An 18018-nucleotide genomic window follows, 5' to 3' on the forward strand; every position below is an offset into this window, starting at 1 on the left:
TTGCCCGCGAACGCTGAGACAACCAATCAAAGACTGGCCCAAGACAAAAATCGCCAGCTCAAGACCCCTCCTGAAAACCATCATCTTCACGAATCCTTAAAGGCATTGCCCTAAAGGGCTAAACTACCTACAAGATCGCCGCTACCTCACCACTTCAGTCCCCACTCCGCCGTCGGTGAAAATTTCCAACAACAACGCGTGCGGCAGGCGGCCGTCGACAAAGTGGACCTTGCGGACTCCAGCGTTGAGCGCATCCACGGCGCTGCGGATTTTCGGGATCATCCCGCCGGAAATGGTGCCATCGGCGATGAGCGCGTCCGCCTCCTTGCGGGTGACGGATTTGATGAGCGTGGAGGGGTCCTTGGGATCGGAAAGCAGGCCGGGAACGTCGGAGAGATAGACGAGTTTCGCGACGCGGAGTTCTTTCGCCAGTGCGGCGGCGGCGAGATCGGCGTTGATGTTGAGCGGTTTGCCGGTGGCCAGCTCGGCGGCGAGCGGGGAAATGATGGGGACAATGCCCGCCTTGTGCGCGGCATCCATGTATTCCATGTGACACCCCACGACCTCACCGACGCGGCCGATGTCCACTTTGCTTCCATCCGTATCCGTGCCTTTGATTTTCTCACCGAGGAAAACGTCGTTGCCGGGGATGCCGACGGCCTTGCCCCCGAAATCACGGATCATGCGGACGAGGCCGGGATTGATTTCCTCCGACAGCACGCGGGCCACGATATCGATCGCCTCATCCGTCGTGACGCGGAATCCGCCGACGAATTTCGCCTCCAATCCCGCCGCTTCCATCGCTGCGGAAATCGCCTTGCCGCCACCGTGGACGACGATCGGGTTGATTCCGGCGACCTCTAGGAAAACGATGTCGCGCATCACTTTTGCGACGAGTTCCGGATCCTCCATCGCCGAACCGCCCATCTTGATGAGGAAGGTTTTTCCGCGGAAGGCTTGCAGGTAGGGCAGCGCTTCGATGAGGGAATTGGCTTTTTCGATCGGGTCCATGAGCGGCATTGGTTTAAGGATTCTCAGGTGGTTCTTCCGCAGGCGGGGCTTTCGGCTTTACGGCTTTTCTCGCGGGCTTTTTGGCAACGGGCTTCGGCTTTTCGGCGGGTGGCTCTTTGACGGCGGCGGTTTTCTTGGCTGCGGTTTTGCGGGGAACCGCCTTTTTCGCGGGCGGCTTGGCCTTGGGTTTCGGAGCCGGTTCGACTTCCGGAGTTGGCTCGAAAAAAGGCACGGATACGACTGGAGATTCGATAGGCGCCGGCGAAACAACGACCAACTCGGCCTCAGCAGAATTTCTCGTCGCCCACTTGGCAACAACGATCGCCGCGACCGCCGCCGCCAGCACCGGCAAGACCGGCAGCCACAGCGACGCCGCACCGAACGCAATCCACTGCGCCGCGACGGAGCCACCCGCCAGCGCCAGCACTCCGAGATACCGCGCGAAATCCGACGCCCCGCACAACCCGGTCAGCCCCAAAACCGCCACCACCAGCATCGCCAACTCCCCGTCCTGCGACAGCCGCTTGTATTCCAGCCCTTCCGTCAGCCCGCGGTTCGACGCGATCGCCGCGATCACCGATGATAGCGATTTCGAAAACGCCCGCGTCGCCGGTTCCGCAGAGCTTTGGTCGTCGCGCAGGATCACCGGGTCCGGCGCTTCTTTGGGAAACAAATCGTCGCCGCCGTCGATCAACGCCTCGGCGGAAATTTCCTGATATGGGGAAATTTTCGTCACCGGCAACGTCAGCCGGCCGAATTCATCGATCGGCACAATCGGACCTTCCGGGCCGAGTTTGAGAAATTCCCCCAGCCGCACCTCCAGCCCATCCAACGGCAGGTTCAGCCGTTGCATCACCGTCAGCAGCGAAAATGAAAGCACCACCCGATCCTCCCAACGCGCCATCAGCGGAAAAAACTCGCCGGGCTTTTCCGACTCCAGCGAGGAAAATCCCGCGATCGTCGTTTCCCGGCCGAGGGAAATCCCGGGAATCGGCAGGCGGTTGACGATCGGCAGCGCCGAGGTATCACCGTGGATTCTCTCCACTGCGATCGATGACCGCCGGAAAGGTGCCGGGATTGCCGCGCTCACCACGCCGCGCGAAAGCGGGGCCGCCATCACCAGCGAATCGAAGCCATCCAGCGATTTCTCCAATGCCGCCAAGCCGATCGGATCCGGCTTTTCCCACGCCAACACCGCCGCCGTCGCCGCTTTCTTCGCGCCGAGGCGTTGGAAATTCGTAAAAATCACCGCCAGATCGATCGGCGCGGGCGGGGTCGACTGGAAAAAGCCCGCCAGGTCATCGCCCAGCGAAACGATCACCGGAGACTGCCGCCGGTCGGTCTTCACATCGGCGGCGAAGGTCCGCAGCGTCCATGGTTTTTCACGGCTGCCTTGGCCGGAAATGAACAGCGCGCCATTCGCCGAGCTGCCCGCCACCGTGGTGAACAGCGTGCGGTCCACGCTCGATCCCGGGCTCCATGTCCACGCGCCGAACGCCGCCGCCGCCGAAGCCAGCAGCACCCATTGCCAACGCTGGAGCTTGTCTTTCACGCTTGGGATTTACGGATCCTCGCCAGCACCGGAGCCAGCGGATCTTCGAGTTCCGTGCCCGCCGTCACCTCGCCCAGCAGGCGGCCCGCCGTCCCGATGTGGGGCCGATACCACTCGTCCCCGCGATTTCTAACAATATTTCCAAACGCCCCAAGCGCCTGCATCAGGCGTTGCGCGGCGCATTCGTGGAACAGCGTTTCCAGCGGACGCTCGTCGGCGAGGTCCTCCCACAGCACCAGCAGTTGCTCGCGCTCCTCGGCCGTGTGGTCGAGGTAGGGGTCGAAAATGAGCGAGGCCAGATCGTATTCCTGACGTCCACGGCGCAGCCCTTGGAAATCGATCAGATACACCTGGCCGTCCTTGATCATCAGATTCTGCGATTGGAAATCACGGTGCACCAGATGCCGCGCCACCTTGCCGAGGCGCTCCGCCAAATCCGCAAACACCGGGTTTTTCCGCAGCGGACCCGCGTCCATCCCGAGATAATCCTCCACCAGGTATTCGAAAAAATACTCCTGCTCCCAACGATACAGCGCCGCGTCGAATGGTGGCATCAGGTGGAATTCCTTCGGCGGCTTCGCGTAAAACAACTTGTCCACCTGCTCCATCGCCGAGCGGTAAAACGGCAGCCGCTCCGCAAACGGCCGGTCCTTCAGCGACAGTAAATCCACATCCCCCAGATCCTCCACCAGCGCCACCCGGTAGCGCGCCCGGTCGTGGATGATTTCCGGCACCCGCAGCTTCGCCTGTTTCAGAAACTGCGCCACCGGCACGAACTGCGCGTTATCCTCCCGCTCCTCCGTCCAGTGGATGCCGATGAATGGCGGGCGGCTCGGCGTCTTCACCCTCACGATCGTCCTCCCCGACGCCCCGCGTTTGATCGGCTCCAGTGTGATGGGAACCGTGGGGTCCACTCCTAGAAACTGGCGGGCGGTGGAAAGAATCGCTTCGGTAGGCATGGGCGCGGGCAAACTAGCTTGAAAAACACCCCTTCTGCCAAGGGAAATCCCCCGGACCTCACTGGTCGTGGTAGAACCACAGCGTCACGATCAACGCCACCCCGATCCCCCACAGCAGCCAGTTGTTCGTGAACAAATACGGATAACCCATCAGCGTGAACCCAATCACCCGCGGTTGCCACAATTCCAACCGCTTCCCATACCGGGACGCCCCCCAGCCGATGGTCCCGAAGATGAATCCCGCGAGGATGTTGTATGGATCGAGGCTGAGTCCCATTTTGGTAAAGGCATCTTAACCGCTCTGCCCGGAAAACCCAGAGCAAGTTTCCCCAATAACGCCGCCGCCCGTCAGGTTTTGCCCAAATTCCATCCGATTCTTCCCCACCCCGCCGCGCATCGTAGCTGGAGCGTCTCGCTCCAGACCGTGGCTGGAGCATCTTGCTCCGAATCTGATTCTTCCAATTCCGCGTCCCCCACCCCGCCGCAGGCGGAAACTTTGGACTGCGGTGAAAGCGACAGCGCATCACCGCTTTCAGGGGCAGGCCGGCTTCCACACACACCCTCCAAGCGAACGGGGCGTCTTAAAATAGGGGGTGGGGACGTCTCGTCCCCACGCATGGACCAGACGTCCATGCCCCTTATCCCCGGTTCACGCAGAAAAAGTGGCAGGAGTGTCATCCACCGCACCGGATCGGAATTTTCAGACAGCCTCTCAGACCGCATCTCATCTGAAAACCTCCGCGGCCCTGCGTCCCTGCGCGAGAACCTCTATTACTATCCGGAGAAGAGTGTCTCGCGCAGAGCCGCTGAGGCGCTGAGGGAAGAGTTCATGGCGTTTTCCGATGGGCTTTTCTGCCATCTCAAAAACCTCTGCGTCCCTGCGTCTCAGCGCGAGAACAGGAATTCATCCTTCTTCAGATAGTCTCAAAAGCCCATGCGACCTCCCCACCGACTCCGTGCGGGAAACTCCGAACCCGTTGCAGGTTCCACCCCAACTCCACGCGACCACCCCCTCAAGTCCGCACGCGCCCTATCCGGACACCATGAAACCGCCACCCAAAGCATGTGCGACCGCGGCCCGAACCCTCTGCGACATCGATCCCAACCCATCTCAACCTGCCCCCAAGTGCGTGCGACTTCGATCCCAAGTCCATGCAAACCCTATCCAAAGTCCGTTCAAAATCTATCCAAAGCCCGTGCGCATTTTGTCCGAATCTTGGACAATTCCACCAAATTACCACTCATTATCCACTCACAGTCATGGCATTATGACAATATCAGGCACTTGCCATTTACTTCTTCCCTATCTAATCGGTTCTGACAGATTGGCAGGCACTGGCAAAAAAAAATCCTGCCAGTCACTACCAAACCAATATGGACGACCGTAACATCCGCCGCTTCGAGCGCGCCACCCGTGTTCAAACCTTCGGCCGCGACAATACCGCGGATCTCACCGCCGGCGGCAAGGCCGCCGCGCTCTTCCTCGAGCTCGATCCCATCGTCTTCGAACTCACCGAGGCCCGTGTCGGCCAGCTCCGCACGCCCGTTGGCAAGCCCGTCCTCATCGACGCCCTCTCCACCGACTTCAAGGACATCGCCCGCACCGCCCGCGCCATCAAGATCGACGAACCCGCCTTCGACGATGCCGCCTACCGCCACCCCGGCACCTCGGTCGAGACCCCCGTGACCACCCATGCGGATTCCCTCCTGAAACTCCTCGAAGACAACACCACCCCCGTCGCCGACGGCGGCGACACCCCGGCCCAGCTTGCCGCCAAGGCCGCTCTCCGCGGAAAATTCATCGCCTACGAACTCCCCGCCGACTTCGTCGAAGACCTCCGCGCCGATCGCGATGCGCTCGACAACTGCAACTCCGGCAAACACAGCGACAACCTCGAAGGCGTCGAAAGCACCTCCGCCATCGACACCCTCCTCGGCGAAGCCCAAGCCATCATCACCCGCCTCGACGCCGCCATCCAAAACAAATACAGCCGCGACCCCGACAAACTCGCCGCTTGGAAAAGCGCCTCCCGCACCGAACGCGCCGCGAAGAAGGCGGAACCCATCGTCACCCCGCCGCCCGCAAACTGATCGGACCTAAGGAGTGGACGCCCTCGTCCCCACTTCTCCGCCTCCAAGCTTGCTCCCACGGACTCTTGGCCTATTCTCCCATCATGAGAAAGGTCCACTACACCCTCTATCGGGAAGAATCGGATTACGTCGCCCAGTGCTTGGACTTCGACGTTTCCAGTTTCGGCGCGACCAAGGAGGAAGCCCTACTCATGCTCAAGGAAGCGGTCGAACTCTATCTGGAGGATGACGGGACCTCCGAACCCGCCCCTCGCATTTCCGAAATCACCGTGGGTGAAATGGCAATCGCCTGAATCCGACACTGACTGATGTCGAAACGAATCTCATCGGACGCTTTCCTCGGGATTCTCACCGCCAACGGGTTCCACTTTGTTTCCCAACGCGGCAGTCACGCCAAATACCGGAACGACCAAGGCAGCACGGTGATCGTTCCCCACCCCCGCAAGGACATCCCCATCGGAACCCTCCTTTCGATGATCCGCCAAAGCGGATTACCCAAGAGCCTGTTCGACTGAATCCGCCAAACACAGCGACAATCTCGAAGTCGTCGAAAGCACCTCCTCCATCGACACCCTCCTCGGCAACGCCCAAGCCATCATCACTTTTTTAGCTTATGGACGAACTGGCAACAGCCTCAGAATATCGCAATGCAAGAGAAGCCAAAAGGTTCTCAGTTGAAGAGGAGCGTAATTTCAGCCTTCTTGATGAGCTATTCAAAGAAATATTCGTGGAGCTGGCCAAAAAAAGAGAACAATTTGTTGCTAGAGAAAATGTTCTAGTTTTCAAGCATGGTGCCAGATGGAGTGGTCACATGACAGATGAAGATTCAAAGTCAAAGCACTGGACTGGTGATCTCAAAATGCATTCATCACTTGTTCACTTACCTTTGGAAAGTATCTCGACTGCGGACTTCTCCGCTATCGAGATACTAAAATCTTCTTTTATTCAATCGATAGCCGCTGAGTTCGAATCGTCGATGTTCGAAACGATAGCAGATGCCACCAAAAATCAACCCGCTATTGATCTCAAACTCAGTGGCGACATTCGTCCCGGGTTACTCCAGATGTGGAAAGGTATTCATATGGGCTTAAAAGAAGACTTGTCACTAAGCGAACCGTTTATTGCACTTGATCCGGAAAGCTTTGAAAAATTCGTCGTTAAAGCTCAAGAACTGGAAGCGAGCGATCCCGGATTTATTGATCAAATCAATCAAATTAAAAAACAGAAGTGGATCAAAGCGCTAGACGAGCACTTTGAGAATCTTCTAAAATACCAGCTTCATAGCGATGAACGGAGGAATATTGAGCATCAGCTGCGACAGATACGAGAGGTTGCCGAATCTAAGCTGTACAAAGAATGATGCGACTACCATAAAGGATAGCTTGCTAAGTCAACAAGGCCTTTATCTTCCCGATTTAGCCTTCCAGCTTGATTCTCCGACCTGTAACGAAATTCATGATTTTTTCTTGGAAAAGATCTCCAAGATTCGAGAGTGCCAAGTTTTCACCATCTTCTTTTCGGGACATGGTGGAGTACACAACGAGAATTTTTATCTCTGTCCTAAAGATTATTTTCCCGATTTACCTTCCGCCCATGGAATCTCAGTTGCAGAGCTAATCCGCTATGCTCGCGATCTTGATGTTAAGATTCTGAACATAGTTATTGATGCGTGCCAATCTGGACATTCCAGCACAGATTTAAGAGAAGCCATCGAGAAACCGGCAAAAGAGAATAAAAGTTCGCTTTGCATTAGTATCATAGCCTCTTGCCTTCCTGATCAATCATCACTGGCAGGATCTCCTCTGAGCCCCTTCACAAAAGGATTAAACGACTTTATCGTGGGATCCGCAGATTCCCAAGTTGCCAGGCCAATCCTGACACTTGGCGACATCTCCCATCTTATTCCGGAGATAACACATCAATCAGGTAAGCGCCAAAACGTGGTTCACTATTCGTTGAATGTTCTCGGACCGGCTCATTTTTGCGTAAATCCGTTGGTAGGCGAGAAGCAGCGACAGCCCCATAATGTATTGTTGTCTCCCCAATCAAATCTGGGGGCCGCCGCGTTCAGATCGAAAGATGCACTTGAAGCGGTATATGCATCAGCCCAGTCATCTTTCCAGCATAAGGCTCTTGTGGCCGCTCTTCGACCAATCTGTGACTCATCATCGACTGATCTTCCGGCACTCGATGAATTGCTATGGCATTATGTGGGATGGTTTTCGGATCGGGTAAAAAATACGGGTGACTGGAGCATTCCATTCAGAATTGCTGCGTCACTTTCGACAGCATCAATTTCTGTTGGTTGGTCGTCTGATTCTTTTGTGAAATCAATGGCTCTTTCAATCGCGCAGTCTTTGGAAGCTGATCTAAAAATTTTCCGAGAGGCCCACATCTCCAACACTTTAGAGCCTTTAGGTATTTTTTCGCATGAAGGAATCAATTCTTTTTATTTTGCTCCAATCAGACTCTCACACTGCTACGCAAGGATGGGTTTATGCCTTATAGCGGCAAATTTGGGACTTCTTAATATCTTTGAAGTCGTCGAATTAGTTTCAGCAATCACCACCAACATCCAGCGAGAAGTCCCAAATTTACAAAAAATACTCAATGAATCTCAGGGCTATCATCTCGGCATATTTTTTGCAGCTTGCGCTCTGACAGGAAACTCTTTCATCGCAGAACAACCATTTGGATGGTATTTGAATGACCATCACTTGTTAAGAGGTAAAGTATTGCGTAGCGAATGCAACGTAGAGTTGGCGCTAAAATACCTTCGCCAACGAGGATCTGATCCCACTCTTATCGAACACGCCGGAATCGCCATACCTAATACAACACTTCCGATTTTGATGGCATGCGCAAAAATTCTAAGACTGCACGATATCATTGATCCCTATTTAGTTGGTTGGAACAATCTCACTACTTCCATTTTTATTCCTGAGAAATCATCGTCCTTTGGAGATAAGGTAATGGAGCAAGGAATAAATATATCCCGCTCTATTGGAGTGGATTTTTACTCGGTCGAACAATATTGCGATGAGGTTGATCAAGAGCATGGTAAAAATTTCGAAAGAACCTCGATATTAAGTGATCGAGGTCTTATTAAATGTGCTGCTGCGTATCTATACCCAGATCGATTTCCATGGATTTTTTGAAATTCCAAATAATGCTCTCATCCAGTCGGAGGCCTATCATGTGACATCTGCCGATGGCAAGGAGGACATCGACGGGGGAAACCCATAAATCCCCTGCGAGGACCCATATCGCCTTGCATGCATCCGCTAGATGCCGATGATCACGCAGAACCTATCATTTCGTGAACAAAATCCTCCTCCTTCCTTTCGCACTTTGCGGGCTTCTGAGCATCGCGAAAACAAACGACCCGATGAGGGATAACGGGCCCGTTCGAGAAAGGACATTTTCATGAATATTGAGTCCAAAACAACCGGACATACAAAGACGGAGTTAGGCCCGATGCTCTCGGTCAGAAGGGGCGCAAGTGCGATTGATTTTTACAAGCGAGCCTTCGGAGCCGAGGAGTTGTTCCGCGTCGAGGACGAGGGAGGAGAGGTCGTAGCCCGCTTGTCGGTGGACGGGGCTCAGTTCTGGCTCGCGGACGAGTCGCCTTCTCATGCCAATTTCAGCCCGGAGACTCTCGGTGGTGGTTCCGTGAGAATGGTGCTGACCGTCGCGGACCCGGACACCGTGTTCGAACGGGCCGTCTCCGCCGGGGCTACGGTGATTTCGCCAGTCAGCGATCAACCCTATGGCTGGCGCGTCGGACGTATCGTTGATCCGTTTGGGCACCACTGGGAGATTGGAAAGCCATTGGGTGACTGCTCGTAAAGAGGGACGCAGGGAACATGATGCCGCCTAAGGCTGAGAACTCTAAAACCATGAAACGAATCACCGATCCCGTTGGAATCCTTTTACTCCTGCCGCTGTTGCTGCTTTCAGGCAGGGTCAGCGCGGCGGTCCACCCGGCGACCGTATCGCCGTCAGGTCACTATCGGCTGGCTTCGGAGTCGGTTGAGCAGCACATGCCGGATGGTTCGGCGCCCGCCTCCCTCGGATCGAATGTTTCGTTGATGGGTCATGATGGCAGAGTGATTTCAAAGTGCTCCAGCCCGTCCGAGGCCTACCCCGATGTCCCGGAAAGTCTTGGCCGCGAAGAATGGGTGACCAAGGCCTTCTGGAATGAAGACGAGACCCTGGTCGCGGTGTATTCCGGCGGGCGGATCTGGTCCAGGATCGATTTCTTCTCCATCACCCAAGGCCGCATCGCGATCCTGCCTCACCCCGATTGGCGTTCCAGCATCTTCAAATCGCTCGCAGGGTCCCACGGAGAAACCACCCGGCTCTATGAGACTTTTTCGAAATGGACCAAGAAGGATACCTGCGTCCTGGAGGTTTCCGGCACCGCCATCCTGGATGAAACCCAACCCGAACCCTATCCGCAGTTTTCCTATATCGTGACCCTCCAAACCGCCATCGGTGGGATCAAGATTACCAGAATCAAAAAACCCGGCTGACCCATCCCAGCCCGAGACCGCGGGCGAAATCAAACACTCATCATGAACGTTCTCACCTACCTCCATTCGATTCTCTTGAGCGTGCTCATCGCAGGAATGTCCACCTCGTATGGGGAAGAGCTTCTCCTTCACAGCGGCCCGCCGGTATCAACACCGGCATCGACGCCTGTTTCACCATTTCCCGAAACGACACCCCCGAAGCTTCTGAACTTCCAGCGGGAGTTTTATGTGGACCGGGCATTGTTCGCCTCGCTGCCGGAACCGTCATCCACCTACAGCACGGTGCCGGTCTCCGCCGCCAAGGCGATCGACCTTGCGATGAAGGACGTTGATCCTAACAACGCACTGCGCACCCTCATCGTCACCGAGCTCCGGCTTCTGAAAGGTCCCGAAAAAGAAAAGCGGCAGGTCGAATACTATCTCATTTCGATGCTGGCCAATGGCTCGGAGGAACACCGAATCGTCCTCATGAACAGCCGGGTGATCACCTCGAAGCTGAAGCAAATCAAGGAACAATGACGACCGGACAAGTTTCTAGCAGACAATACGGGCCCATGACAAACCTCACCTCCAACGAACTCCTGTCCCTCCTGATGCGCTATCAGGAAGAGCACCCGGCATCGTCATCGATCGAGGGACTCGATTCCGAGATCGAAATCCTAGCATACGATCAACTTGCCGAGAATTGGGAGAATGGATGGGATTTCCTCACGACATCCGACTTTTTCGGCGATCGGGGGACAAGCATTCTGATCCAAAATTCCAAGATCGATTGGCAGCGGATTTGGGAATGGCTCGTAGCCGAGTATTCAACCGTGCCCGCTGGTACCATGATCAACTTCGAAGTATGGGACAAAATCCGTGACGGAGTGATGGTCGGAGGGGACATGCTGGTACGGAGATTGATTCTCTCCGACGGCACCTATGCCGAAATCATCACAAACGAACAAACTGGCGAACCATAATTTTTGCTAGAAAGAACAGATGATACTTGATCCCAAAGTTGTCGCCCAAGGCTGGCTCGATCTACGCACTGGTTGTCTTGATGAACGGGAGAAATTGCTCGGAGCATGGGCGGACGAACTTCTTTGGGGAGCATCCTACCACGACGCTCGCTATGCACTGGAGATTGTTTTTGCCATTCACGAGCTGGATCCAACACATACCGCGGTGGAGGTTTTCGCGTCCGGACCGGTTGAAGACATTCTAACGAATCAAGGCGCGGTCGTGATCGACGAGATCGAAGCCAGGGCCCGGCGTGATCCCTCATTTGCGTTCGTTCTTGGAGGAGTCTGGCAGAACGCCATCCCGGACCCGATCTGGAACAGAATCGTCGCATGCCGGCAGCAACAGGGCTGGGACGGCATCACTCAATAAAGATCCACCATCGTCGTCGCAATGAATCCCGGCCCCATCGCCGAAGTTACGATCGCCCCCGACGGGCGGCTGCTCGTCTTTCCGACCGCGAATTCCTATCCGAACATCTATCTCGAAGGCGTCGAGGTTCACTGGGATGCCGGGGGAAGGTATTTGTATTCCCCGAAGCCGCGGGAATGGAGCTATTTGGATTGGTTCCGGCAGATCATCAACGTCGCGGGAGATTTGGCCCTCAGCTCCGATACCAAATGGACGAATATTCCGGACGACCTTCGGCACGAGGCCGGGGCTTGGATGAGGAACGGAAATCATAAGAGGCGGTTTTGAAAATGATGAATTCCTGTTCTCGCGCAGTGACGCAGGGGCGCGGAAACAGATCTCTTGAAACTCCTTCAATTTCCGGATGCCCGATTTCTTCAATACCTCTGCTCTGCGGTAAATCTTCTGAATTTGCCTCAGCCGCCCCGTCTCAGGGCTTCGGAAATTTTCAGGTTCATCGCCTGCCACGCGGGCAGCACACCAGCGACGATTCCTAGCAGAACAGCGAAACCGGCACCGGCGGCGATCGTGGAGGGTGGCAGATAGAGCACCGGCAGCACGTCCGGGATGGGGCTGCCGCCGAGGAGAGAGAGCCATGCGACACCGAGCCCGGCGCACCCGGCGAGGATGGCGATGAGACAGGATTCCAACAGGACAAGCACGAGCACGCGGGTATTGGTGAAACCCACGGCTTTCAGAACGCCGAGCTCGGCGGTGCGTTCCCTAACGGATTGCGCCATGGTATTTCCGGCGACCAGTAGGATGGTGAAGAAGACCGCCCCCACCACAGCCATGACGATGGTGCCGATGTCGCCGATCTGCTGGGCGAAGCCCTTCGCCATCGCGCCTTCCGCCTGGGTCTTGGTTTCGTAGGGGGAATTTTCGAACTCCTTGTCGATGGCGGCGGCCACTTGCGCGGCCTTGTCAGGATCCGCGATGCGGATGATGAACCAGCCGACCTGTCCCTTGTTTTTCTGCCGGGCTTCCTCGAAGTAATCGTAGCGGAAGAACATGCTGGCTTCGTCGGCGTTTTTTTCCGCGACGGTGTAGATGCCGACGATCTCGAACTCCCACTGCGTCATTCCGGCGGGCTGGCCCCAGATGGGAGACTGAATAGGGATGCGGTCGCCGACCTTCCAATGGAACTTTTTCGCGATTTGCCGGCCGACGATCGCTCCCGTGCGGGTGGAGAGCCATGCCTTTTTCTCGGCATCCGTGATGACGAACCGCTTCGGAAACATTTCGAGATGCGCCTCGGGATCGACGGGGAAGGTGCCGAAGAAATTCTTGGGATCCTGATAGATTCCACCGAACCACGTCTGGTGGACCACGGCGGCGACGCCGGGAACGGACTTGATGCGGTTCAGATAGCTTTCCGGAAGCGTCTGGATCATCGAGACCTTGTGACCGGCGATGAGGCGGTCCTGCCCCGCCATTTCCACACCGCCGCTGAGCGCGACCTTGATCGCGCCGAGGTAGGCGAAGAGCAGGAAGGCGACGAAAATCGATAGAAACGTGAGCGCAGTGCGCAGTTTCTTCCGTTTCAGCCCGGCGAGGACGAGGGGTAGGAATTTCATCGTCTCAATCCACCGGGTTGTTGGAAAGCTGGCCTTTGTCCAGATGCACGGTGCGGCTGGCGCGGGCTGATGCGTGGGGATCGTGGGTGACCATGATGATGGTCTTGCCGTGGTCCGTATTGAGCGACTGGAGCAGGGCGAGAATTTCATCGCCGGACTTGCGGTCGAGGTCACCGGTGGGTTCGTCGCAGAGCAGGACCGTGGGATCGGTGACGATGGCGCGGGCGATGCCGACGCGCTGCTGCTCGCCGCCTGATAGAGTATTCGGATGATGCTTCGCCCGATGCGTCAGGCCGACGGCTTCGAGCGCGGCGGCAACGTGCTGGCGGCGGGCGGCCTTGCTGAGATGAGTTAGCAGCAACGGCAGCTCGATGTTCTTCTCCGCAGATAGAGCGGGGAGGAGGTTGTAAAACTGGAATACGAACCCGATGTGCCGCGCGCGCCAGGCGGCGAGCTGGCGGTCGGATAGCTGGTCCACGCGGTCCGGGCCGATCTGGACATTTCCCGCGGTCGGCCGATCGAGTCCGCCGATGAGATTGAGCAACGTCGATTTCCCCGAACCGGACGGGCCCATCAGCGCGAGGAATTCGGCGGCCTTCACTTCCAGGTCGAGGCCTGATAGAACGTGGATTTCCTCCGAGCCGCGCTTGAAGGTTTTGGTGACGTTGCTGATGCGGACGAGGGTTTCGGGAGAGGTGCTCATCGGGAATTTTCTACGGTGACGGCGGCTCCGTCGGTGAGGGTGGGAGGAGGATCGAGGACGACAATTTCGCCGGAGGAAAGGCCGGCGGTGAGAATGGCTTCGGTGCTGTTGGAATTGCTTACCGTGACGGCGCGGCGTTCCACTTTTCCATCGCGCACGACCCATGCCACGTCTTTGCCGTTGTCGTTTCTAACGGCTTCCTTGGGGACGGAAAGCGCAAGTTTGGTGAGAGCTGCTTCGGTGGCTTCCGCAGTTTCGTCGCTTTGGAAGGCCACCTTCACGCCCATCTGCGGCAGGATGCGGGGGTCGAGTTTTTCAAACGCCACCCGCACTTTCACCGTGGCTTTCTGGCGATCCGCGGTGGGGATGATGGCGATGACCTTGCACGGGATTTTCCATTCCGGATAGGCGTCGAGGGTGGCTTCGACCGGTTGGTTCGCCTTTACGCGGTTGATGAAACTCTCGCCGACATCCACCTCGATTTCCAGCGATGCCATGTCCACCAGCGTGCAGATCCCGGTCCGCGTAAAACCACCGCCGGCCGACATCGGGGAAATCATTTCGCCGGGTTGCGAATCCTTGGTCGTCACGACTCCGGAAAACGGCGCGCGGATGATCGTGTCGTCCACCTGCTGTTTCCAATCATCCACCTGGCGCTCGGCGACGGTGATTTCGGCACGCATATGTTCGAGTTTCGCGAGCTGGGTGCGGGCTTCGGCTTGCGCCCGTGTGAGCTCAGAATTACTAACAGCCCGAGTGCTTTCCAGCGCGGTGAGCCGCTTCATTTCCACCTCGGTGTATTTCACCATCGGCTCGGTTTCCGCTAGATTTAGCTTCGCGGATGCCAGTTGCGCCTCGGCCAAGTGAAGACCTGCTTCCGCGTTGGAGGCGTCGAGCTTCGCGACGATCTGACCCTTTTCCACCTTCATCCCTTCCTCCACCAGGATCTCCAAGACCTTGCCGGTGATCTTCGAGGAAACCGTCGCATCAAGCCGTGTCGTCACGTAGCCCGAGGCATTCAGCAACGTTTTCGATCCACTGCCGCCACCGCTCTGAACCTGCACGGTCGCCGTTTTCACGGAAATCCCTTTCGGCCGCATGAACCACCACGCTCCGGCTCCCGCCAGCAAGAGAAGGATCAGGAGAGCCCACCACCCCCTGCCACTCCCGGCCTTCAGCGGTGTTTGCGATCGGTCGATGCGCAATGCATCCAGGCTGGGCGGTTTGGAATCCATGCGGCGCACTTGGCTAATCGGAAAGAATAGTCGGATCAAGCTTCCACTGACTCAACAGGGATCTTCCTCTCTTCAGATCAGTCAATCAGCGGATTCCAAATGCGGCTGAATCCCTGATCGTTGAAGTCCTTCAAATTGGCGGTGGCAAACTCTTCAACACCATGATGCCTCAGCGTCCTCGCCAGACGGACGTCAATAATCCGGCGGAAGGCAAAGCCATTTCCGGCGGCCTCTTCCCAAACGCTGTCCATTACCGGAGCGGATTCGATGAGCGTCCATGCCTGGTTTTTTCGATACGCTTGGCAGACATCGATTGCTTGATCCGCCGTCAACGGACGCGGGAAAATTTTCTCGTTCCTCAGCTTCAGGTAAAGTTCGACGAGCACTAATTCACAGATCGCCACGTCCCTGCGGGTGGCCAGCGACTGGATGAAGGCCGCTGCGGCAGCATGGTCCGGTGATGCCCGGTTGGCGGCGTGAACGGCGATGTTGGTGTCAAAACTAAGCATCCGAAAAAAAGATCAATCGTGGCTGAGCGCGGTCCATTCCTCTTCCGGAGCAAGCGGCTCGCCCATGTCGAAAGGGTCGGGAACCGTCCACGTTTCCGCTTTCGAGCGCCCCGGCGGATGATGACGGATGATTTCCTCAAGCCCTCGCCGGACCACCTCCGCGAAGCTCATTTCATTTTCCGCAGCCAGCCGTTTCGCCTCGCGGAAAAGCGCGTCCGGGATTTGCACCTGCGTTTTCACCATGATGGTGATTTACCATCATTGGTCTTCAGGGTCAAACCGGTTTTCCCACGGTGCCGATGATCTCCTTGTAAACCTCCACTTCGTCCGTAGCCACGCGCTTCAGCTCCGGGTCCTTGTCGAGATCCACGAAATACAGGCCGAAGTCCGTGTTCGGATCGAAGGCATGGCCCCACTCGCGGTTCGAGGTGATGGACCAGAAATTGTAGCCCTTCACCGGCACGCCCTTCGCGATCGCCCGTTCGACCTCGGCGACGTGCGAGCGCAGGTAGTCGGTCCGTGAAATTCCATTGGCCACCGGTACGCTGCCATTTTCCACGATGAAAAGTTCCTGTCCGGGAAACCATCGGTGAAACCGCCGCAACGCGTGATACAGCCCCCGCGGCCACACCGGCGCCTTGAGGAATTTCCCGTGCGCCGCGTCTTCCAGCGAGCGGAATTTCCCGAGCTTCCATGTCGGCAGCCCCCAATAATAATCCAGCCCCACGAAATCCTGCGCACCCACCGCCTCTTCCGGACACAGTTCTAACGGCAATCGCCCTGACGTCCCGAGATACCACCAGTTCGCGTTCGCGATCATCGTCGTCGTGCCCCAGAACCGCCACGCCCAGTTCAGCCAGCCGGTTTTGGTTTCCAGAACCTTGAGCCGCGCGCCGGGCTCTATCAGAACAATTTCCAGGCAGTCCTCGTTGTGAAAGATCTCGAACGCGATCCGCCGCGCGAGCGTCATTTCCAAGCCTTCGCCGCCGACGTTTTGCGGATCCTCGGGCGCATCGGTGCGGATGCCGATGCGGATTTTCCCGCGCCGCCGGATGTGCCGGATGTCGCGATTTTCCGCCGGACTCTCGATGTCGGCTCCTTCGCCGGTGAGCACCTCGTGCAGGGAAACGGGTCGCCTAGCCTTCTTCGCCGCCGGTGAAACGGGGGCGGCCTGAGGGGTCGCCGACACGTCGCCCTGGAATTCCGCCACCGCCCGGTTCACCCGCTCCAGCAGGTGGTAATGCCCGTGCGGCGCGGCCACCACGTAGGCCTCGTCGCTCAGTTCCGTGACGAGGAAACGCAGGCCCGCCGTTTCCTCCATGCCGCTGGGTGTTAGGAAAAACGCGTCGCCGTAGATGGCATCGACATCGTTCTTCAACAACGCCTCGCGCGCGTCGTCGTAGTTCGCGAAAATTTTCTTCAGCGTGTCTCCCGGCAGATCGCGCTGCCACGACACCGGCTGGTTTCCGATCCCGATGACGCCGACTTTCCGCCGCGTCAGCGAAGCGATTCCCTCGCCCTCGTAAGCGGCGTTCACCAACACCGCCTTGCCCGTCCGCAAATACGGATCACTCAGCTCGAAGCGTGTCTCGTCGCCCGCCGTGATCCCGCCGATGACGAGATCCACGTCGCCCTTGCCACCCACCAGCGCGCCCTTGGTGGTGAACTTGAACAGCGCTTCTGTTAGCCCGCGATGGCACGCGCCGAAGTCCATCAGCATCTGCAGCCACGTCGGGAAGCCCGTCACCATCGGATTCACCCCGACTTTCGCATCGGGCCGGCGAGCCTTGATGCAACTCCTCGCGCGGGCGTGTGCTTCAAAAAGATTGGGGATCAATTTCCCCACCGCCTCGGCCTCCGCATCCACGTCCGACCCCCGCGGCAATCCCGGCGGCATGTAGTAACGGTTCTGCCACCATGGCTTGATGTAGCCGAAGGTCAGTTGGCTGGGTTCGTTGAACGTGATCCAATAGTCCACCACATCTCCCAGCTCCTCAGCCACGCGGTCCGCATACCGTGCGAAAAATTCGGGAAACGCCTTTCCTATCAGTCCGCCGTGATCCCGCTCCAGCCACACCGGCCACACGAAATGATGCAGCGTCACCATCACCTTCATGCCGTGGTCACGGATGCATTCCGCGATTTTCCGATAATGAGCCAGCGCCTCCGCATCGAAATTTCCGCTGGAAATTTCCACCCGCACCCAAGCGATCGAGAACCGGAACAGCTTGCACCCCAGCCCCGCTGCCGCCGAGATGTCCTCCTCGTAGCGATTTGCGAAATCCGTCGCCCGCCCGCGCGGAGTCAGCCCCTGGCAACGTTCCCAAACATCCCACACGTCCTCCCGCCCGGGATCATGGGCCTCCACCTGATGATCGGCATTCGCGGTGCCGAAAAGAAATCCTTTGGGAAATGGCATGGGGTTCGCCG

Annotated in this window: 21 protein-coding genes; 11 read left to right on the top strand and 10 right to left on the bottom strand. The window is 57.3% G+C overall.

Annotation, left to right across the window (positions count from 1 at the left end):
• Window positions 1-141: 141 nt before the first annotated feature.
• Genes argB through ABIQ96_RS09130 form a run of 4 tightly spaced genes read right to left on the bottom strand, consistent with a single transcriptional unit; the run spans window position 142 to window position 3799 of the window.
• Entirely contained in the window at window positions 142-1011 is an 870-nt protein-coding gene (gene argB, locus ABIQ96_RS09115) for an acetylglutamate kinase (protein ID WP_348214261.1), read from the bottom strand.
• A gap of 13 nt (window positions 1012-1024) precedes the next feature.
• Entirely contained in the window at window positions 1025-2563 is a 1539-nt protein-coding gene (locus ABIQ96_RS09120) for a hypothetical protein (protein WP_348214262.1), read from the bottom strand.
• Window positions 2560-3522, bottom strand: coding sequence for a phosphotransferase (locus ABIQ96_RS09125; protein WP_348214263.1), 963 nt, complete (start codon window positions 3520-3522; stop codon window positions 2560-2562). Before ABIQ96_RS09125 ends, ABIQ96_RS09120 begins: the two co-directional genes overlap by 4 nt.
• Window positions 3523-3580: 58 nt before the next feature.
• Window positions 3581-3799 (bottom strand): hypothetical protein, encoded by a 219-nt coding sequence (locus tag ABIQ96_RS09130; RefSeq protein ID WP_348214264.1) that lies wholly within the window; start codon window positions 3797-3799, stop codon window positions 3581-3583.
• Window positions 3800-4896: 1097 nt separating this feature from the next.
• Here ABIQ96_RS09130 and ABIQ96_RS09135 point away from each other — a divergent pair.
• The 11 genes from ABIQ96_RS09135 to ABIQ96_RS09185 all read left to right on the top strand — a co-directional run bounded on the left by ABIQ96_RS09135 (window position 4897) and on the right by ABIQ96_RS09185 (window position 11852).
• Window positions 4897-5613 (top strand): hypothetical protein, encoded by a 717-nt coding sequence (locus ABIQ96_RS09135; RefSeq protein ID WP_348214265.1) that lies wholly within the window; start codon window positions 4897-4899, stop codon window positions 5611-5613.
• 83 nt (window positions 5614-5696) lie between these two features.
• Complete coding sequence (locus ABIQ96_RS09140) at window positions 5697-5906, top strand: type II toxin-antitoxin system HicB family antitoxin (RefSeq protein WP_348214266.1); 210 nt, start codon at window positions 5697-5699, stop codon at window positions 5904-5906.
• 15 nt (window positions 5907-5921) lie between these two features.
• Window positions 5922-6128, top strand: coding sequence for a type II toxin-antitoxin system HicA family toxin (locus ABIQ96_RS09145; protein WP_348214267.1), 207 nt, complete (start codon window positions 5922-5924; stop codon window positions 6126-6128).
• A gap of 98 nt (window positions 6129-6226) precedes the next feature.
• Window positions 6227-6973: a hypothetical protein gene (locus ABIQ96_RS09150; RefSeq protein ID WP_348214268.1), complete on the top strand. Its 747-nt coding sequence runs from the start codon at window positions 6227-6229 to the stop codon at window positions 6971-6973.
• Window positions 6900-8771: a caspase family protein gene (locus ABIQ96_RS09155; RefSeq protein WP_348214269.1), complete on the top strand. Its 1872-nt coding sequence runs from the start codon at window positions 6900-6902 to the stop codon at window positions 8769-8771. The genes ABIQ96_RS09150 and ABIQ96_RS09155 overlap by 74 nt, the downstream gene beginning before the upstream one ends.
• Before the next feature lie 268 nt (window positions 8772-9039).
• Complete coding sequence (locus ABIQ96_RS09160) at window positions 9040-9462, top strand: VOC family protein (RefSeq protein ID WP_348214270.1); 423 nt, start codon at window positions 9040-9042, stop codon at window positions 9460-9462.
• 50 nt (window positions 9463-9512) lie between these two features.
• Entirely contained in the window at window positions 9513-10148 is a 636-nt protein-coding gene (locus ABIQ96_RS09165) for a hypothetical protein (RefSeq protein WP_348214271.1), read from the top strand.
• A gap of 42 nt (window positions 10149-10190) precedes the next feature.
• On the top strand, window positions 10191-10667 hold the full coding sequence (locus tag ABIQ96_RS09170) for a hypothetical protein (RefSeq protein ID WP_348214272.1): 477 nt from the start codon (window positions 10191-10193) through the stop codon (window positions 10665-10667).
• A 35-nt stretch (window positions 10668-10702) separates the two neighbouring features.
• On the top strand, window positions 10703-11113 hold the full coding sequence (locus ABIQ96_RS09175; protein ID WP_348214273.1) for a hypothetical protein: 411 nt from the start codon (window positions 10703-10705) through the stop codon (window positions 11111-11113).
• A gap of 19 nt (window positions 11114-11132) precedes the next feature.
• The gene (locus ABIQ96_RS09180; RefSeq protein ID WP_348214274.1) at window positions 11133-11525 is read left to right on the top strand and encodes a DUF6869 domain-containing protein; all 393 of its coding nucleotides are present in this window, start codon (window positions 11133-11135) and stop codon (window positions 11523-11525) included.
• A 21-nt stretch (window positions 11526-11546) separates the two neighbouring features.
• A complete protein-coding gene (locus ABIQ96_RS09185; RefSeq protein ID WP_348214275.1) occupies window positions 11547-11852 on the top strand; it encodes a hypothetical protein in 306 nt (101 codons plus the stop codon).
• Window positions 11853-11980: 128 nt separating this feature from the next.
• On the opposite strand, the gene ABIQ96_RS09190 is transcribed toward ABIQ96_RS09185, so the two are convergent.
• The 6 genes from ABIQ96_RS09190 to ABIQ96_RS09215 form a co-directional block, all read right to left on the bottom strand.
• Complete coding sequence (locus ABIQ96_RS09190) at window positions 11981-13141, bottom strand: FtsX-like permease family protein (protein ID WP_348214276.1); 1161 nt, start codon at window positions 13139-13141, stop codon at window positions 11981-11983.
• A 4-nt stretch (window positions 13142-13145) separates the two neighbouring features.
• On the bottom strand, window positions 13146-13844 hold the full coding sequence (locus ABIQ96_RS09195; protein ID WP_348214277.1) for an ABC transporter ATP-binding protein: 699 nt from the start codon (window positions 13842-13844) through the stop codon (window positions 13146-13148).
• On the bottom strand, window positions 13841-15079 hold the full coding sequence (locus tag ABIQ96_RS09200; protein WP_348214278.1) for an efflux RND transporter periplasmic adaptor subunit: 1239 nt from the start codon (window positions 15077-15079) through the stop codon (window positions 13841-13843). Before ABIQ96_RS09200 ends, ABIQ96_RS09195 begins: the two co-directional genes overlap by 4 nt.
• A gap of 77 nt (window positions 15080-15156) precedes the next feature.
• Window positions 15157-15588, bottom strand: a complete 432-nt coding sequence (locus tag ABIQ96_RS09205; protein WP_348214279.1) for a TA system VapC family ribonuclease toxin — start codon at window positions 15586-15588, stop codon at window positions 15157-15159.
• Window positions 15589-15600: 12 nt separating this feature from the next.
• Window positions 15601-15831: an antitoxin gene (locus tag ABIQ96_RS09210; protein WP_348214280.1), complete on the bottom strand. Its 231-nt coding sequence runs from the start codon at window positions 15829-15831 to the stop codon at window positions 15601-15603.
• 31 nt (window positions 15832-15862) lie between these two features.
• A complete protein-coding gene (locus ABIQ96_RS09215) occupies window positions 15863-18007 on the bottom strand; it encodes a family 1 glycosylhydrolase (RefSeq protein WP_348214281.1) in 2145 nt (714 codons plus the stop codon).
• Between the last annotated feature and the right edge of the window lie 11 nt (window positions 18008-18018).

Source organism: Luteolibacter sp. (genome assembly GCF_039920825.1).
In the GTDB taxonomy this organism is placed as follows: Bacteria; Verrucomicrobiota; Verrucomicrobiia; order Verrucomicrobiales; family Akkermansiaceae; genus Luteolibacter.

Bases quoted from the DNA above. Each gene is read 5' to 3' on its own strand.
- ABIQ96_RS09165 (WP_348214271.1), top strand. From the start codon at position 9,513: ATGAAACGAATCACCGATCCCGTTGGAATCCTTTTACTCCTGCCGCTG.
- ABIQ96_RS09200 (WP_348214278.1), bottom strand. From the start codon at position 15,079: ATGGATTCCAAACCGCCCAGCCTGGATGCATTGCGCATCGACCGATCG.
- ABIQ96_RS09125 (WP_348214263.1), bottom strand. From the start codon at position 3,522: ATGCCTACCGAAGCGATTCTTTCCACCGCCCGCCAGTTTCTAGGAGTG.
- ABIQ96_RS09140 (WP_348214266.1), top strand. From the start codon at position 5,697: ATGAGAAAGGTCCACTACACCCTCTATCGGGAAGAATCGGATTACGTC.
- argB (WP_348214261.1), bottom strand. From the start codon at position 1,011: ATGGACCCGATCGAAAAAGCCAATTCCCTCATCGAAGCGCTGCCCTAC.
- ABIQ96_RS09145 (WP_348214267.1), top strand. From the start codon at position 5,922: ATGTCGAAACGAATCTCATCGGACGCTTTCCTCGGGATTCTCACCGCC.
- ABIQ96_RS09135 (WP_348214265.1), top strand. From the start codon at position 4,897: ATGGACGACCGTAACATCCGCCGCTTCGAGCGCGCCACCCGTGTTCAA.
- ABIQ96_RS09150 (WP_348214268.1), top strand. From the start codon at position 6,227: ATGGACGAACTGGCAACAGCCTCAGAATATCGCAATGCAAGAGAAGCC.
- ABIQ96_RS09215 (WP_348214281.1), bottom strand. From the start codon at position 18,007: ATGCCATTTCCCAAAGGATTTCTTTTCGGCACCGCGAATGCCGATCAT.
- ABIQ96_RS09155 (WP_348214269.1), top strand. From the start codon at position 6,900: ATGAACGGAGGAATATTGAGCATCAGCTGCGACAGATACGAGAGGTTG.
- ABIQ96_RS09175 (WP_348214273.1), top strand. From the start codon at position 10,703: ATGACAAACCTCACCTCCAACGAACTCCTGTCCCTCCTGATGCGCTAT.
- ABIQ96_RS09185 (WP_348214275.1), top strand. From the start codon at position 11,547: ATGAATCCCGGCCCCATCGCCGAAGTTACGATCGCCCCCGACGGGCGG.
- ABIQ96_RS09160 (WP_348214270.1), top strand. From the start codon at position 9,040: ATGAATATTGAGTCCAAAACAACCGGACATACAAAGACGGAGTTAGGC.
- ABIQ96_RS09195 (WP_348214277.1), bottom strand. From the start codon at position 13,844: ATGAGCACCTCTCCCGAAACCCTCGTCCGCATCAGCAACGTCACCAAA.
- ABIQ96_RS09210 (WP_348214280.1), bottom strand. From the start codon at position 15,831: ATGGTGAAAACGCAGGTGCAAATCCCGGACGCGCTTTTCCGCGAGGCG.
- ABIQ96_RS09180 (WP_348214274.1), top strand. From the start codon at position 11,133: ATGATACTTGATCCCAAAGTTGTCGCCCAAGGCTGGCTCGATCTACGC.
- ABIQ96_RS09190 (WP_348214276.1), bottom strand. From the start codon at position 13,141: ATGAAATTCCTACCCCTCGTCCTCGCCGGGCTGAAACGGAAGAAACTG.
- ABIQ96_RS09205 (WP_348214279.1), bottom strand. From the start codon at position 15,588: ATGCTTAGTTTTGACACCAACATCGCCGTTCACGCCGCCAACCGGGCA.
- ABIQ96_RS09130 (WP_348214264.1), bottom strand. From the start codon at position 3,799: ATGGGACTCAGCCTCGATCCATACAACATCCTCGCGGGATTCATCTTC.
- ABIQ96_RS09170 (WP_348214272.1), top strand. From the start codon at position 10,191: ATGAACGTTCTCACCTACCTCCATTCGATTCTCTTGAGCGTGCTCATC.